This window comes from Anaerotalea alkaliphila, from assembly GCF_010179735.1.
Classification (GTDB): Bacteria; Bacillota; Clostridia; order Lachnospirales; family Vallitaleaceae; genus Anaerotalea; species Anaerotalea alkaliphila.
The window spans coordinates 1-17875 of sequence record NZ_JAAEEH010000028.1 but is presented as its reverse complement, the minus strand read 5'-3'; the positions used below and the strand labels follow the sequence as shown (position 1 = coordinate 17875).

10 protein-coding genes are annotated in these 17875 nt (G+C 55.8%); all 10 read right to left on the bottom strand.

Annotated features, from left to right (window positions below; all coding sequences use genetic code 11):
• Positions 1–17: 17 nt before the first annotated feature.
• A complete protein-coding gene (locus GXN74_RS10190) occupies positions 18–2636 on the bottom strand; it encodes an HD domain-containing phosphohydrolase (protein ID WP_162370834.1) in 2619 nt (872 codons plus the stop codon).
• A complete protein-coding gene (locus GXN74_RS10185; RefSeq protein WP_162370833.1) occupies positions 2633–4276 on the bottom strand; it encodes a GH3 domain-containing protein in 1644 nt (547 codons plus the stop codon). Before GXN74_RS10185 ends, GXN74_RS10190 begins: the two co-directional genes overlap by 4 nt.
• Positions 4266–4835, bottom strand: a complete 570-nt coding sequence (locus GXN74_RS10180) for a hypothetical protein (protein WP_162370832.1) — start codon at positions 4833–4835, stop codon at positions 4266–4268. Before GXN74_RS10180 ends, GXN74_RS10185 begins: the two co-directional genes overlap by 11 nt.
• A gap of 151 nt (positions 4836–4986) precedes the next feature.
• Complete coding sequence (gene tuf, locus GXN74_RS10175) at positions 4987–6180, bottom strand: elongation factor Tu (RefSeq protein WP_162370831.1); 1194 nt, start codon at positions 6178–6180, stop codon at positions 4987–4989.
• A 109-nt stretch (positions 6181–6289) separates the two neighbouring features.
• Positions 6290–8380, bottom strand: a complete 2091-nt coding sequence (gene fusA / locus GXN74_RS10170; RefSeq protein ID WP_162370830.1) for an elongation factor G — start codon at positions 8378–8380, stop codon at positions 6290–6292.
• 46 nt (positions 8381–8426) lie between these two features.
• Positions 8427–8897, bottom strand: coding sequence for a 30S ribosomal protein S7 (rpsG, locus tag GXN74_RS10165; protein WP_343032817.1), 471 nt, complete (start codon positions 8895–8897; stop codon positions 8427–8429).
• Between the two features lie 146 nt (positions 8898–9043).
• Positions 9044–9463, bottom strand: coding sequence for a 30S ribosomal protein S12 (gene rpsL / locus GXN74_RS10160; RefSeq protein ID WP_162370828.1), 420 nt, complete (start codon positions 9461–9463; stop codon positions 9044–9046).
• A gap of 40 nt (positions 9464–9503) precedes the next feature.
• Positions 9504–9743 (bottom strand): ribosomal L7Ae/L30e/S12e/Gadd45 family protein, encoded by a 240-nt coding sequence (locus tag GXN74_RS10155; RefSeq protein ID WP_162370827.1) that lies wholly within the window; start codon positions 9741–9743, stop codon positions 9504–9506.
• Between the two features lie 200 nt (positions 9744–9943).
• Positions 9944–13654 (bottom strand): DNA-directed RNA polymerase subunit beta', encoded by a 3711-nt coding sequence (gene rpoC, locus GXN74_RS10150; protein WP_162370826.1) that lies wholly within the window; start codon positions 13652–13654, stop codon positions 9944–9946.
• A 29-nt stretch (positions 13655–13683) separates the two neighbouring features.
• On the bottom strand, positions 13684–17523 hold the full coding sequence (gene rpoB / locus GXN74_RS10145) for a DNA-directed RNA polymerase subunit beta (RefSeq protein ID WP_162370825.1): 3840 nt from the start codon (positions 17521–17523) through the stop codon (positions 13684–13686).
• Between the last annotated feature and the right edge of the window lie 352 nt (positions 17524–17875).

Here is a 17875-nt window from a genome sequence, read left to right as displayed (position 1 = left end):
TTTGCCTCCTGGCGCTTCTATGTGGTGGAACTCCTGGCCCGGAGGGCCTGGGTGAAGATCTGCATGTCCCCGCTGTCCACCGGGGCGCTGATGTGGGTGTCCACCTTAGGGTCTTCCCCCTCTTGGATCGCCTGGATGGCTCCGCTCCGGACCATCTCGACGAACAGCTCGGCAAGCCGGGGGTCGAATTGCCGTCCCCCCTCCTCCTCGATGATCCGCAGGGCGTATTCCACCCTGTAGGCTTGCTTGTAGGTGCGCTTGGAGATCATGGCGTCGAAGGAATCCGCCACGCACAGGATCCTGGCCGCCAGGGGGATGTCCTCCCCCGCGAGCCTGCGGGGATATCCTTTCCCGTCGTAGCGCTCATGGTGGCCGATCACCGCGGGTATGACATAATCAAGGGAAGGCAGGTAGCGGATGATCCCGATGGAGTTCTCCACATGGTTCTTCATGAGCCCGTATTCCTCTTCGCTCAGCTTCCCCGGCTTGTTCAGGATCTGTTCCGGAATGCCGATCTTGCCGATGTCGTGGAGCAGGGCAGCCTCCCGGACGATTTCCACGTACTCCTCGTTCATTCCGAAGCTCCTTGCCAATGCGGTGGCATAATATGCCACGTTCTTGGAATGGCTGAACGTATAGTGGTCCTTGGTGTCGATGGCGGCGGTCAGCGCGTAGATGGTGGAAGCATATTCGGAATAGATGCTCTCCTTCTTCTTCTCCTCCACCACGGAAGGTTGTCCGGCCTCCTTCTCCCGGCTGGAATAGACCCTGATCGCGTTCTTGCCGTTGCGTTTGACCTGGTAGACGGCCATGTCCGCATTGTCCACCAGCTGCCGCACGTTGGATGCCGCATACGGTATGGAACAGACCCCGCCGCTGACGGTCAGCACCTTCATGAGGTATTCGGAATCCCGCTTGTTCATGCCCAGGATCTGCTTGCGTATGGTTTCCGCCAGGTTCTTGGCCGAGAGAAGGTCGTACATGGGCAATATGACCGCGAATTCCTTGCCGCTGTAGCGGGCCACATATCCGTTCTTCCCCACACTGGCTTTGATGATGCCGGCCACCGCCTGCAGCGCCTTGTCCCCTTCCTTGGTCCCGTACAGCTGGTTGTACAGCTTGAAATCGTCCAGGTTGAGGATCACCAGGCCCAGGGAGCGGTCCTTGCTCTTCTCATACTCCTCGTTCAGGATCTCGTAGAAGTACTTCCTGTTGTAGAGCCCCGTCAAATCGTCCATCCTGGCCTCCAGATAAGCCTTTTCATACAACCTGGAATTCTTCAGGGCGATGGAACCCACGGAGTCCACGGAGGAGAGGAAGCTGATGTCGTCGTAGGTGTATTCCTTCTTTTTCTCCTTGGCCGGCAGGAGTACGATGCCCACCAGCTCCTGGCCATCCTTCAGGGGAACCAGGCACTCCACTTCCAAATTCTGCAGCTTCCGCTTCTCTTCTTCCCACATGGACTTGTAGGAAACCGTCCTGACAAAATCCTTCATCAGCAGGCACCGGTCATTCTTTTCCAGCCATTGGACCACCGGATTGTCCTTTTTCAAGGAAAAGCTCCTTGAATCCAGGGGATTGGCGCTGTGCCCGATGCGGAAATCCCCGCTGCCGTGTTCGGCCACGCAGATGTGCACCCGCTTCACAGGCAATGTCTTCTGGATGACCACCACCAGCTCCTCCATGATCTCCTTCATCTCCAAGCTTTTCGACACCGCTTGGCTGAATTCCTGGAGGTTCTTGGCCTGGATAACGTCTTCCTTGGCGAAGAGGCTGTCGATGAAGCGTTTCATGACCAGATAGATCAGCGCGGTGATGCTCGTGAAGATGACGGACATGATCAGGACGTCATAGCGGGCGGCTGCAGGCAGTTTTGCCCGGATGAACGCCTCCATGGACCCGAACAGGTTGAAGAACAGCAGCACGGACAGCAAGCCCGCCAGGAGGTAATAGCTCCCCCGGGACATGAGCATCCGCAGCTTGAAGGTGTTTTGCCTGTAGAGGACGAAGAACAGCAGGCAGGCGTTCAGGACCCCTGCCAGGATGTCCGCCGGAAATCCTTTGAAGTAGGGGAACACCACCACCAGGTTCCCCAAAAACATCAGCAGCCCTCCCAAAAGGATGGGAGCGAATTGCCTGCCTCCGAGTTCCCTGCTCTTGGTGTGCTTCCCCAAAAGGTACACCAAATGGAGGAGCACCATGCCGCAAAGCACGAAATACACCCCCACACGCCATGTGGGGTGATAGACGAAAAGGACTTCCCCGTTCCTCCGGACCATGGCCGGCGCCTCCAGAAAGAGGCCGGTGGCGATGTTCACTCCGTTGACCCCCAGGAGGAGGACCGGCCAAAGGTAATGGGCCAATCCTTTGCGCCCTTCCACCAGGGAATTCACAAACAGGTAATAAGTGTAGGGCAGGAGGGAAATACCCAAAAGGGAAACATCATACCAGAGCTTGGTGGAGGGCCAGATTTGGCTCCGCATGAAAAGGGAACCTCCCGTCCAAAGGATCAAGGTGACCAGTACGGACAGGAAGGCGTTCCCCAGCTTCGTCTTCTGGGCTCCCAGAAAGGCGAACAGCAAAAATCCATAGCACACCAGGGCCAGAATTGGAATCAGCGCATAATTTCCCGTCATGCATAGCACCTCCTTTTGGGGGCATACGACTCCTGCTGGAGACGCAACAGCTCACCCACTTCAAGGGAGGACGGGTTGATCCTGCGGATCCTGTTCCCCGTACGGCGCTCGTACTCCGCAAAGGTTCCGCAGCGCAGGATGGTCACGGCCAACGGGTCCATTCCCAGAATCCGCTTCAGGTCGGTGTAATCCTGGTCCACATATTTGAAATACACGCCCAGATGCTCCTTGAGGATTTCCCTGCTCACCGCATGGCTCGCCAGGGAGTCTTCCTCCATCTCCACGAACATGTGCATGTAAGGCCTGTTGTTTTCGTTGTATTCCTTGACCGCCATCCACTCCTGCACCTGCAGGCCGGAAAGCTCCACCACGCTCCGGATGGAGTTCTCCGTGATCCTTGTGAAGCCGGCGATGTCGATGACGGTGGGGATCCTGTCGATGTACTGGAACCGGGGGATGCAGGTCTGGTCCTCCTTGTTGGACAGTCCCATGCAGCGGTAGGTGTCCCCCACCCGGTAGCGCATGAAGGCGCCACCCTTGAGCACGGAAATCACCAGCTCGTATTTCTCCCCCGCCACCACCTCGTCCATGAGACAGGTCTTCGGCTGGTAGTCCGGATTGTCCAGGCTCTTGTACATCTCCGCTTCCGGGATGAACTCGTAGAAGCAGGTGTCCGGGAAGAAGTACATCCCGTTCCTGTTCCAGGTCTCCACTCCCATGCAGGAGGGTTCCGTTCCCATGAACAGCTCCAGGGGCCGGACGCCCCAAAGGTCTTCCAGATCGTCCTTGTAGCACCCGTTGTCGGTGCCCGCACAGATGAAACTCTTCAATTTGAACAGGTCCTTGGGCTTCAGGTCCCTGTTCTCCTTCCTGCAGCGGCTCTTCGCCGCCAGGAGGCGGGCCAGCATGGAGGGGGAGCAGTGCAGCAGCTTCTTGATGCCGCCCCCGCCCGAACCGCCCTGTCCACCGCCGATGGCAGCGATGGACAGGCTCACGAAATAGGCCACGCTCCCCATTCCGAAGAAGTAGTCGATCCCCTTGCTCAATCCCATTTTGAAACCTTTCTTGTTCCGTTCCCCGAAGCTCATGTTCACCGCCTCCCGGACCGGAGGCAGGAATTCAAGGCGCATCTCGTCCTGGACGGCAACCGGAATCAATCCCGTCGCATAGGGCAGTGGCGCCAATCCATAGAGGATGGTGTCCCCTTGTTCCACATTGAAGTTCCCTCTTCCCGTTCCCGTCGAAAGGATCAAGGCCGCAAAAAGATTACGGGTATAGATTTCCACCATGCCCTTGGTATAGGGGGCCACCTTCACCGGGTGTGTCCCCCCTTCCCATGTGGTTTCAATCCAGACCACCGGTTCTTCCGGAAGCATGTCGTCCCTCTTCATCAGCAGGATGTCCGCATAGTCCCCATAGGAGGTCAGGGGAAACTGCTCCCGGAAGTCCCGGATGCTGGCCGGCTTCCTGCCGGAAAGCATCTGCCGGCCCAAGGGACTGGCCTCCCATAGGGACAGCTGCTCCAACATGAGCCGGTTCTGGATCTGCATGTAGGATTCCATGTCCAAATCCAGGAAGCCGCAGTACTCCTCCCAGACTTCCTGCGGTTCCAAGGCCTTGATCTTTTCCTCAAATGTCATCCGAAGCCCCCCTTTCGCTCCCCCATGTCCCCATGCACCAGCGGATGCTGGAACAAGAGGGGATCAAAAAGGGCGTTTGTCTCTTATATCTCTCGTAATCCCCGAAGGTCCGGGGAAAGGTCCAATGGTCCTGAAACAACACATAAAGCAGATTCAGCGAGCTGAACACCACCGCCGCAAACAGCAGCCGGCCGGTTCCCAATCCCCCCCAGAGGGAGAAATGGAGGCCGGTCATCCAAAGCCAGCCGGGGTGCCTGCAAAGGCCGTAAATCCCCCTGTCATGCACCGGCTTTCCTTCCCCCTGCCGCAGATAGGTTTCCTTGAAGGGCAGGGCAAAGAACAGGGTGTACAGCAGAAGGGCCAGGAACAAGACGGCCAGGGACAGGAGCCCGATGGAACGGACGGATCCTCCCAGCGCCAGGGCAAGGGTGGCACCTCCAACCAGGACGCATCCGGCAAAAAAAGCCCTGTGCAGCCACCGGCTGTTCCATACCACACTGTTCCAATCATAGAGAAAAAAAAGCAAAAACCCTAAACTTCCCCCTAAGATGTACGCCATGGCAGTTCTCCTTCTATACCTAATAATACCACAATACCATCCCTGGCGGTTTTTTTCAAGATTTTCCCGCCGTTTGTAACCAATTTAACATAAAGGAAGGCCCCGACGCCTAGGCGTCGGGGCCTTCCCTACAATCTGCACGGGGCAGGAATTATTTGATGATGTCGGCTACGGAACCGGCACCTACGGTTCTTCCACCCTCACGGATGGCGAAACGCAGACCTTTTTCCATAGCGATGGGAGCAATCAGGGCGATCGTCATTTCGATGTTGTCGCCAGGCATGCACATTTCAACACCTTCAGGAAGGTTGATCACGCCGGTGACGTCCGTTGTCCTGAAGTAGAACTGGGGTCTGTAATTTCCGAAGAAAGGTGTGTGACGTCCGCCTTCTTCTTTCTTCAGCACGTATACCTGTGCTTTGAAATCGGTGTGGGGTGTGATGGAGCCGGGCTTTGCAAGAACTTGTCCTCTTTCGATTTCAGTCCTCTGTACGCCACGCAGCAGCGCCCCGATGTTGTCTCCCGCTTGGGCGTCGTCCAGCAGCTTGCGGAACATTTCGATTCCGGTTACTACAACCGTCCTTGCCTCTTCAGCCAGACCAACGATCTCAACGTTGTCCTGCACCCGCAGGATTCCTCTTTCGATTCTTCCTGTAGCAACGGTTCCACGACCTGTGATGGAGAACACGTCCTCGACAGGCATCAGGAAAGGTTTGTCCACATCCCTTTCAGGATTGGGGATGTACTCGTCGATCGCGTCGAAGAGCTCAAGGATCTTGTCTCCCCACTCGCAAGTGGGATCTTCCAGTGCTTTCAGCGCGGAACCACGGATTACGGGAATGTCGTCCCCGGGGAACTCGTAGTCGCTGAGCAGCTCCCTGATTTCCATTTCCACCAGGTCCAGCAGCTCTTCGTCATCCACCATGTCGCATTTGTTCATGAATACGGTGATGTAGGGTACGCCTACCTGGCGGGCAAGAAGGATATGCTCACGAGTTTGAGCCATAACACCGTCTGTCGCAGCTACCACCAGAATGGCACCGTCCATCTGCGCGGCCCCTGTGATCATGTTCTTTACATAGTCGGCATGGCCAGGGCAGTCAACGTGTGCATAGTGCCTGTTCTTCGTCTCGTACTCGACGTGGGCTGTGGAGATCGTGATTCCTCTCTCCCTTTCTTCCGGCGCCTTGTCGATCTTGTCGAAAGCTACCGCTTCACCGGTTCCCAGTCTGTCGTGCAGCGTTTTGGTGATTGCTGCTGTCAATGTGGTCTTGCCGTGGTCGACGTGACCAATGGTTCCAATATTGACATGGGGCTTATTTCTCTCAAACTTAGCTTTTGCCATTTGATTTGTTCCTCCTTTAAATTGGGGTATTCCCATAGTATCGTTATTGTCTATTAAATTATATTTTATAGACCCGATATTTGCAAGTACAAGTTTCAGTCTTTAGGAATTAGTTGCTTCCCTTGCCTGAGATGATCTTTTCCTGGATGTTCTTCGGAAGCTGCTCGTAGTGGTGGAATTCCATGGAGTACTGTCCACGGCCCTGGGTCTTGGAACGCAGGTCCGTGGAGTATCCGAACATGTCGGACAGAGGCACATAGCCGTTGATCTGGGTGGCTCCCGCACGGGGTTCCATCCCCTCGATCCGGCCCCTTCTGGAGTTGATGTCGCCGATGACATCCCCCATGTAGTCTTCCGGCACGATGACGCTGACCTTCATGATGGGCTCCAGCAGGGCCGCAGCGCCTTTGCGCATGCCTTCCTTGAAGGCCATGGAACCGGCCACCTTGAACGCCATCTCCGAAGAGTCGACATCATGGTAGGATCCGTCATAGACTTCCGCCTTGACGCCCACAACCGGGAAGCCCGCCAACAGACCTGTCTGCATGGCTTCCTGGATTCCGTTGTCCACGGGCTGGATGTATTCCTTGGGAATGGATCCCCCCACGGTGGCGTTCTTGAACTCGTAGAGCTTGTCGCCGTTGGGGTCCAGGGGAATGAAGCGGACCTTACAATGTCCGTACTGTCCACGTCCACCAGACTGGCGCACGAACTTGCCTTCCACATCCACTTCCTTGGTGATGGTCTCCTTGTAGGCGACCTGGGGGGCCCCTACGTTGGCTTCCACCTTGAACTCACGCAACAGACGGTCCACGATGATTTCCAGATGCAGTTCGCCCATTCCGGCGATGATGGTCTGGCCCGTTTCGGTGTTGGTGAAGGTCTTGAACGTCGGGTCCTCCTCCGCCAGCTTGGACAGGGCAATCCCCATCTTCTCCTGGCCGGCCTTGGTCTTGGGCTCGATGGCCACGGAGATTACCGGCTCGGGGAACACCATGGACTCCAGGATGACCGGAGCCTTCTCGTCGCAGATGGTGTCTCCTGTGGTTGTGAACTTCAGTCCCACCGCAGCGGCGATGTCGCCGGAGTACACCTTCTCGATCTCTTCCCTTTTGTTGGCGTGCATCTGGAGGATGCGGCCAAGCCGTTCCTTCTTGTTCTTCGTTGCGTTCAGGACATAGGATCCGGAGTTTACGGTACCGGAGTACACCCTGAAGAACGCCAGACGTCCAACGAAGGGGTCTGTCATGATCTTGAAGGCAAGGGCAGCAAAAGGCTCCTCGTCAGAGGAGTGTCTTTCCACTTCCACGTCCGGGCTGTCCATTTCCACACCTTTGATGGCGGGAATGTCCAAGGGGGAGGGCATGTAGGCGATGACCGCATCCAGCAGCTTCTGCACGCCCTTGTTCTTGTAGGCGGATCCGCACAGGACAGGGATGATTTCCACGTTGATGACCGCTCTCCTGAGCGCCTTCTTCAACTCGTCCTTGCCGATCTCCTCTTCCTCCAGGAACTTCATCATCAGCTCCTCGTCGGTTTCGGAAATCCTCTCCACCATCTCGGCCCTGTACATCTCCGCTTCTTCCTGCATGCCTGCGGGAATCTCGTTCTCCTCGATGGTCATTCCGTGGTCTCCACTGAATGTGTAGTACTTCATTTCCATCAGGTCGATGATTCCGGTGAAGTCCTCTTCAGCGCCTACCGGCAGCTGGATGGGGACCGCATTGGCGCCCAGGCGCTCGCGCATCATGTTCAAGGCATTGAAGAAGTCGGCTCCCATGATGTCCATCTTGTTCACGAACGCCATCCTGGGAACCTTGTAACGGTCCGCTTGTCTCCAAACGGTTTCCGACTGGGGCTCTACGCCACCTTTTGCACAAAAAACACCTACGGCACTGTCCAGGACGCGCAGGGAACGTTCCACCTCTACTGTAAAGTCAACGTGGCCTGGCGTATCGATGATGTTGATCCGATTGTCCAGCCATTGACAAGTTGTCGCAGCAGATGTGATCGTGATTCCCCTTTCCTGTTCCTGTTCCATCCAGTCCATCGTAGCGGCCCCTTCATGGGTCTCTCCGATCTTGTGGCTCCGTCCTGTATAGAACAGGATGCGTTCAGTCAAGGTTGTTTTTCCTGCATCGATGTGTGCCATGATCCCAATATTTCTGGTCATTTCTAGCGAGAATTCTCTTCCTGCCAAAGTTTTTTCCTCCTCTGGTCCTTCTCTTGATTGGGTGGTTGATCGATTAGAATCTGTAGCTTGCGAACGCCTTGTTGGCCTCCGCCATTTTGTGCATTTCTTCTTTTTTCTTCACGGATGCGCCTGTGCTGTTCACGGCGTCCAGGATTTCTGCAGCCAAACGGTCCACCATGGTCTTCTCACCGCGTTTGCGGGAGTACAGGGTGATCCAGCGAAGTCCCAAGGCTTGTCTTCTTTCAGGCCTTACTTCGATCGGCACCTGGTAGGTGGCTCCACCGATTCTTCTTGCTTTCACTTCCAATACAGGCATGATGTTGTTCAACGCTTCGCGGAACATTTCCAATGCGTCCCGGCCGGATTTCTCCGCAACTTTTGCGAATGCGCCATAAACGATCTGTTGCGCTGTACCTCTTTTGCCGTCCAGCATGATGTTGTTGATCAGCTTGGTGACCACCTTGTCATTGTAAATCGGATCCGGCAATACATCTCTCTTAACGATATGTCCTTTACGTGGCACGGTTCTTCCCTCCTTAATATCCATTAATTCGTCGGTACTCATATGCCGCCTTTGCGGCATCATGTGTTCGCGCCCGGATTACTCATATATGTTCATCCTGCAACCAACAGGTATATATCACTAGCCCTGGCACTCTACATCAAAAACTATTTCTTGACTTTGGGTCTCTTCGCACCGTACTTGGAACGGGACTGCTTGCGGTTTGCTACGCCTGCGGTATCCAGTGTTCCTCTGACGATGTGGTAACGGGTACCGGGAAGGTCTTTTACCCTTCCTCCTCTGATCAAGACAACACTATGCTCCTGCAAGTTGTGTCCTTCACCGGGAATGTAGCCTGTCACTTCGATGCCGTTCGTCAAACGAACCCTTGCGATTTTTCTGAGCGCGGAGTTCGGTTTCTTGGGAGTGGCCGTCTTCACGGTTGTGCAGACGCCTCTCTTCTGGGGCGCGGAAATCTCTGTGGATTTCTTGTGCAGGGAGTTGAATCCTTTTTGCAGCGCTGGCGCTGTGGACTTCTTCTGTACAGTTGCCCTTCCTTTTCTCACTAATTGGTTGAACGTTGGCATTCCTTTCACCTCCTGAAAAAATGTGGGGGGTCGCCCCCAGTTACTTGATGAGTGCAGCGGTTGCGGTTTTCACTTCTACATCGCATGCTTTTGCAAGCTCTTCCATCGTCTCCAAATAGACCACTGGAATCCCCTGCTCTTTTGCCATCTCCAGAACACGGAAGGTTACCTGTTGCTGGGCATCTTTTGCCACATAGACCTCGGCAGCCTTTGTTTTTTCCAAAGCGCGCAAAGTTTGCTTGGTTCCCACGACTCTGGAACCCGCCTTCAAACTGTGCATATGAGTTCATCCCTTTCGGTCGCTACATTAGAAAAGTCCCCACGGACCTTCCGCATACTAAAATGCACACTGATGAATTCTATCACTTGTTCCCCGGATTGTCAAGAGCATATTTGCCCTTCCAAAGGAAAAACCCCCAGGTGCGGGCAGGTCCCGGCCGGCTTGGCAGGGAGCCTCCATACCTGGGGGCGGTTGTTCCATCAGATCAGTTCGTCGTCCTCTTCGTCTTCGAAAAGGATTTCCTCCAATTCTTCCTCTTCCACATCTTCCTGGTCGTAGGATTCCTGGTCGTAGGATTCTTCCGGGGGAAGCTCTTCCTCAAACAACCCCTCTTCCATCTCGTCCATGTCCTCTTCGAACAGAAGCTCTTCCTGCAGTTCCTCTCCTCCGGTCTTTTCGATGGCGACGCTTCTGTAGCGCTTCATGCCCGTTCCGGCCGGAATCAGCTTTCCGAGGATGACGTTCTCCTTCAGTCCGATCAGCGGGTCGGTCTTGCCAAGGATGGCCGCCTCGGTGAGGACTTTCGTGGTCTCCTGGAAGGATGCGGCGGACAGGAAGGAATTCGTGGCCAGGGAGGCTTTTGTGATTCCCAGAAGCACCTGTTTTCCTTCCACCTCTTCCAACGCCTGCTCCCGCAGCTCCAGATTGATCTTGTCGTAATCCAGCTTGTCCACCAGGCTTCCGGGCAGCAGGCTGGAGTCTCCGCTGTCTTCCACCTTGATCTTCTTCAGCATCTGGCGTACGATCACTTCAATGTGCTTGTCGTTGATTTCCACACCCTGCAGACGGTAGACGCGTTGCACTTCCTGCAGCATATAGTCCTGCACGGCATCCCTGCCTTTGATCTTCAGGATGTCGTGGGGATTGACGCTTCCTTCCGTCAGTTCGTCCCCCGCCACCACCGTATCGCCTGTGAAGGCCTTGATCCTGGAACCATAAGGGATCAGATAGCTCTTCACCTCTCCGGTTTCAGGACTTGTGATGACCAGCTCCCTCTTCTTCTTGGTTTCCACCAGTTCCACCTTGCCGCCGAATTCCGCAATGATCGCCAATCCCTTGGGTTTCCTTCCCTCGAAAAGCTCCTCGATTCTAGGAAGACCCTGGGTGATGTCGTCCGAGGTGGCGATCCCTCCCGTATGGAAGGTACGCATGGTCAGCTGGGTTCCCGGCTCTCCGATGGACTGGGCGGCGATGATCCCCACCGACTCCCCGATCTGGACCGGAAGCTTGGTGGACATGTCCGCCCCATAGCACTTCGCACAAACGCCGATATCCGATTTGCATGTGAGGGCGGTCCGGATGTGAACCTTCTGTATGCCTGCCTTGATCACCTTCCGCGCCTTGTTGGGGGTGATCATGGTGTCGGCTTCCACCAGAAGCTTTCCTGTTTCCTCATCGGTGATGTCGTCCACCGACCAACGGCCGGTGATCCTTTCTTCCAGGCTCTCGATGACCTCATTCCCGTCCTTGAAGGCTTTGACCACCATGCCCACCTTGTTCGGGTCGTCTCCGCAGCAGTCCACCTCACGGATGATCAGGTCCTGGGACACGTCCACCAGCCGGCGGGTAAGGTATCCCGAGTCCGCCGTACGCAAGGCGGTGTCGGCAAGACCTTTCCGGGCTCCGTGGGCGGAGATGAAGTACTCCAGTACGTCCAGCCCTTCACGGAAGTTGGATTTGATGGGCAGCTCGATGGTCCGGCCGGATGTGTCGGCCATCAGTCCCCGCATGCCCGCCAGCTGTTTGATCTGCTTCTCGGATCCACGGGCACCGGAATCGGCCATCATGAAGATGTTGTTGTATCGGCCCAGGTTGGCAAGAAGCAGTTTGGTGATCTTGTCGTCCGCCTCTTTCCATGTTTCGACGACATTCTTGTACCTCTCGTCGTCGGTCATCATGCCGCGCTTGTATTGCTTCATGATCTTTTCGACGGTGATTTCCGCCGCATCCAGGATTTCCTTTTTGCCCTCCGGCACTTCCATGTCCGAGATGGAAACGGTGATGGCTCCTTTGGTGGAGAAACGGAATCCAAGGGTCTTGATCTGGTCCAGCACTTCCGCTGTCCGGGTGGACCCCTGGGCGTCGATGCAGCGGTCCAGGATTTGGATCATCTGCTTCTTGCCCACGTGGAACTCGATCTCCTGGAGCAGCTCGTTGCCCGGCACCGTACGGTCCACGAAGCCCAGGTTCTGGGGGATGGCTTCATTGAAGATGATCCGTCCCACGGTCGTTTCCACGAGCCCCTTGTACTGGGCCCCTTCCACTTCCACTTCCCTGTAGAGCTTGATTTTCGCATGGAGGCTCACGGCGCCGTTTTCATAGGCAAGTATGGCCTCGTTGACGTCCTTGAATACGGTTCCCTCTCCTTTCTCCCCTTCCTTCTGCAAGGTCAGGTAGTAGGTTCCAAGGACCATGTCCTGGGAAGGGACCGTCACAGGGCCTCCGTCGGAAGGCTTGAGCAGGTTGTTGGGGGAAAGCAGAAGGAAACGGCACTCCGCCTGCGCTTCCACGGACAGGGGAACGTGCACCGCCATCTGGTCTCCGTCGAAGTCCGCATTGTAGGCGGTGCATACCAGCGGATGGAGGCGGATCGCCTTCCCTTCCACCAGCACCGGCTCGAACGCCTGGATCCCCAGCCTGTGGAGCGTGGGGGCCCGGTTCAGCATGACCGGATGTTCGCAGATGACTTCCTCCAGGACATCCCAGACCCCAGCCTCCATCCGTTCCACCATTTTCTTGGCGGACTTGATGTTGTGGGCCAATCCGTCCTCCACCAGCCGCTTCATCACAAAGGGCTTGAACAGCTCGATGGCCATTTCCTTCGGAAGTCCGCACTGGTAGATTTTCAGCTCGGGGCCCACGACGATTACGGAACGTCCGGAATAGTCCACACGTTTCCCCAGAAGGTTCTGGCGGAAACGGCCCTGTTTTCCCTTCAGCATGTCCGAAAGGGACTTCAACGGCCGGTTGCCAGGCCCGGTTACGGGACGCCCTCTTCTGCCGTTGTCGATCAACGCGTCGACGGCTTCCTGGAGCATCCGCTTCTCGTTCCGGACGATGATTTCGGGGGCTCCCAGCTCCAGCAGCCTTTCCAGGCGGTTGTTCCTGTTGATGACTCTCCGGTACAGGTCGTTCAGGTCGGAGGTGGCGAAACGGCCACCGTCCAGCTGTACCATGGGGCGCAGGTCCGGAGGGATGACGGGGACCATCGTCATGATCATCCACTCGGGGCGGTTGCCGGATTGGCGGAAGGCCTCCACCACTTCCAGGCGCTTGATGATCCTGGCCTTCTTCTGCCCGGAACTGTCCTTCAAGCCCTTCTTCAGTTCCACCGACTCCTTCTCCAAGTCGATGTCCTCCAACAGCCTTTTGACGGCTTCCGCACCCATGGCCGCCTCGAACTTGTTTCCGTACTTCTCTTCCGCGTCCCTGTACTCCCTTTCGGTGAGGACCTGCTTGTACTGCAGTCCGGTATCCCCGGCATCCAGCACGATGTAGGAGGCGAAGTACAGGACTTTCTCCAGGGTTCTGGGGGACATGTCCAAAATCAATCCCATACGGCTGGGGATGCCTTTGAAGTACCAGATGTGGGAAACCGGTGCGGCCAACTTGATGTGGCCCATCCGCTCCCTGCGCACCTTGGATTTCGTCACTTCAACGCCGCAACGGTCGCATACCACTCCCTTGTAGCGGATTTTCTTGTATTTTCCACAATGGCATTCCCAGTCCTTGCTGGGGCCAAAGATCTTTTCACAAAACAGACCCTCCCTCTCAGGCTTCAAGGTCCTGTAATTGATCGTTTCAGGCTTTTTCACTTCGCCTTTGGACCATTCCAAGATCCTTTCCGGGGACGCCAGTCCGATCTTTATGGCATCGAAGTTCACGGCCTGCTCAACTACTTCATTTGACATCTACGACACTCCTTCCGCTATGGTCCACATTACAGGTCTTCTTCATCGCTGATGATGAAGTTTTCCTCAAGACTCTCTTCCGCATCCAATTCATCCTGTACTTCCAGTGCGTCATAATCGCTTTCGTCAAATATCTCGACCCGTTCCTCCCCACCGGAGAGCAGCTCCTGCAGCACCAACTCATCTTCATCGAAGTTCAACCGCATGTCCGGAACGTCGTCATAATCTTCCCGCAGGTCGACTTCCTGCATGTCACTGGTCAGGATCTTCACATCCAGGGACAGGGATTGGAGCTCCTTCAGCAATACCTTGAAGGATTCCGGAATTCCCGGTTCAGGGATGTTCTCTCCCTTGATGATGGCTTCATAGGTCTTGACACGGCCCACCACATCGTCCGATTTCATTGTAAGGATTTCCTGCAGGGTATAGGCGGCGCCATAGGCCTCCAAGGCCCAAACTTCCATCTCCCCGAAACGCTGGCCGCCGAACTGGGCCTTTCCGCCCAAGGGCTGCTGGGTCACCAGGGAGTAGGGGCCGGTGGAACGGGCATGGATCTTGTCGTCCACCAGATGGTGGAGCTTCAGATAGTGCATGTATCCCACGGTTACCGGGTTGTCGAAATATTCGCCTGTCCGTCCGTCCCGGAGGCGGATTTTTCCGTCCCTGGAGATGGGAACGTTCTCCCATTCCGCACGGTGTTCCTTGTTCCCGTCCAGGAAGGTGAGCACCTTGTCGCTCAGGTGTTCCCTCCACTTGTCCTCGAACGCCTCCCAGGAAGTGTTCACGTAGTCGTTGGCCATTTCCAGCGTGTCCATGATGTCGTTTTCATTCGCCCCGTCAAAAACGGGGGTGGCAATCTTGAATCCGAGGGCTTTGGCCGCCAGTCCCAAGTGGACTTCCAGGACCTGCCCGATGTTCATACGGGAGGGAACCCCCAGCGGGTTGAGCACGATGTCCAGGGGCCGTCCGTTGGGAAGGAAAGGCATGTCCTCCACAGGCAGGATCCTGGAGATTACCCCCTTGTTTCCATGCCGTCCGGCCATCTTGTCCCCTACGGAGATTTTCCTCTTCTGGGCGATGTATACGCGGACGGACTGGTTCACCCCTGGAGGCAGCTCGTCGCCGTTCTCCCTGGTGAACACGTGCACATCCACGATGATGCCCTGCTCCCCATGGGGCACGCGCAGGGAGGTGTCCCTGACTTCCCGTGCCTTTTCGCCGAAGATGGCCCGGAGCAGGCGCTCCTCCGCCGTCAGCTCCGTCTCCCCTTTCGGCGTGACCTTGCCCACAAGGATGTCCCCGGAACGGATTTCCGCTCCGACCCGGATGATGCCGCGCTCGTCCAGGTCTTTCAGGGCGTCGTCCCCCACCCCCGGGACGTCCCGAGTTATTTCTTCAGGTCCCAGCTTGGTGTCCCTGGACTCCGCCTCATATTCCTCGATATGGACGGAGGTGTAGACATCTTCCTTAACCATGTTCTCGCTCAGCAGGATGGCGTCCTCGAAGTTGTAGCCTTCCCAAGTCATGAAGCCGATCAGGGGGTTCTTGCCCAGGGCGATCTCCCCCTTGCTGGTGGAAGGTCCGTCGGCGATGACTTCCCCTTTTTCCAGCTGCTGGCCTTTGTTCACCAGAGGGCGCTGGTTGATGCAGGTCCCCTGGTTGCTCCGGGAAAACTTCTGGAGCTTGTACACATCCCTTTTTCCGGTTTCCGTCTTGATGACGATTTCCGCGGCGCTGACCTTCTCCACCACGCCCGGATTCGCAGCCACCTTCACGATGCCTGAATCGACGGCGGCTTTCCCTTCCATCCCCGTCCCCACGATGGAGGATTCGGTGACCATCAAAGGAACCGCCTGACGCTGCATGTTGGATCCCATCAGGGCCCTGTTGGCGTCGTCGTTCTCCAGGAAGGGGATCATGGATGTGGCCACGGAGAACACCTGCTTCGGGGAAACGTCCATCAGGTCGATGGTCTCGGCCTCCATCTCGATGATGAACTCCTTGAAGCGTCCTGTTACATACTTGTGCACGAAATGTCCCTTTTCGTCCAAGGGCTCGTTGGCCTGGGCCACCCGGAGGACCTCCTCCTCGTCGGCGGTCATGTAGACGATCTTGTCCGTTACGACGGGCACACCCGCTTCCTTCCGTATGGTCCTGTAGGGGGCTTCGATGAAGCCGTACTCGTTGATCCGGGCATAGCATGCCAGGGAGTTGATCAGACCGATGTTGGGCCCCTCCGGTGTCTCGATGGGGCACATCCGGCCATAATGGGAGTAGTGGACGTCACGGACCTCGAAACCTGCACGCTCCCTGGAGAGACCTCCGGGGCCCAGGGCGGAAAGCCGCCGCTTGTGGGTCAGTTCCGCCAGCGGGTTGGTCTGGTCCATGAACTGGGAGAGCTGGGAGCTTCCGAAGAACTCCTTGATGGAGGCGGTCACCGGGCGGATGTTGATCAGGGTCTGGGGGGTGATGCCGTCGGGGTCCTGTATGGTCATCCGCTCACGGACGACCCTTTCCATTCTGGAAAGGCCGATCCGGAACTGGTTCTGGAGAAGCTCGCCCACCGCACGGATCCTCCGGTTGCCCAGATGGTCGATGTCGTCCTTGTTCCCGATGCCGTACTCCAGGTGGATGTTGTAGTTGATGGAAGCAAAAATGTCTTCCTTCGTGATGTGTTTGGGGATGAGCCGGTGCATGTTTTTGGCGACGGCGTCGTTGATTTCCTCCATCGTCAGGGTGTCGGCGATCAGCTCCTCCAGGACAGGATAGTACACCCGTTCATGGATGCCCAGCTTCTCCACGTCCACGCTGGGCATGTGCTTCCTGATGTCGACCATCAGGTTGGAAAGCACCTTGACCCTCCGGTCTTCCACCGTCAGGAACACATAAGGAACCGCCGCGTCCTGGACCGCATCCGCCTGTTCGAAGCTGATGACGCTTCCAGCGGCCACCAGCAGTTCGCCGGTTCCCGGATCCACGATGTCGTCGGATGCCACATGGCCCGTAAGGCGGTTTCTGAAGGAGAGTTTCTTGTTGAATTTATAGCGGCCCACTTTGGCCAAGTCATACCGTCTGGGGTCGAAAAACATGGAATTCAAGAGGGATTCCGAACTTTCCACCGTCGGAGGCTCGCCCGGCCGGATCCTTTTGTAGATCTCGATCAGACCTTCCTCATAGGTGTTGGAGCTGTCCTTTTCAAGGCTCGCCAAAATCTTCGGCTCCTCGCCGAAGACTTCCAGGATCTCCGCCCTGGATCCGATGCCCATGGCTCTGATCAGGACCGTGACGGGCACTTTGCGGGTGCGGTCAACCCTTACATAGAAAATGTCATTGGAGTCGGTTTCATATTCCAGCCATGCCCCCCTGTTGGGGATGACCGTGGAGGAATAGAGTTCCTTCCCGATCTTGTCATGGTCTATGGAATAGTAGATGCCGGGAGAACGGACCAACTGGCTGACGATGACACGCTCGGCTCCATTTATGATGAAGGTGCCTGTATCGGTCATCATCGGCAGGTCGCCCATGAAAATCTCATGTTCGTTGATCTCATCCTTTACCTTGTTCATCAACCGAACTTTGACCTTCAGCGGCGCAGCGTATGTGGCATCCCGTTCCTTGCACTCGTCGATGCTGTACTTGGCTTCCTTGTTCAAAGCAAAGTCCACAAAATCCAGACTCAGGTTCCCGCTGTAATCCGAGATGGGGGAAATATCCCGGAACACTTCTCTCAGACCTTCGTCCAAGAACCATTCGTAAGAATTTTTCTGTACTTCAATCAAGTTTGGCATGTCAAGGACTTCTTTTTGCACCGAGTAGGACATCCGAATCCCCGTACCCGCACTTATGGGCCTAATCCTGTTTTTTTCCATGTAAATGATTCACCCCTTGGCTAATATATGACTTGGTTGCTGTTTTCCAGTGGCAATAATAAAGACACTGAAAAAGCCCGACGCTTTCCAGGCTTTTTCGAGTCGAACTTTCCAGAGCACAATCATGCCATCCGCAAATGGACATAACTTTCCAATTTAACGCATTTACATACATTACCATGGATTGTCAAGCTTGTCAACCTTTTTTTAAGCAAAAAAAATCCGGGTCTGATTCACATATGATAATGTCCTATTGTAACGCAAATGATTATGTCCCACTTCCGGTCATGGTGTACAATGAACCTCATGCGACAAAATACAATACATCGAGGTGGCCGCTATCAGAAAGGTA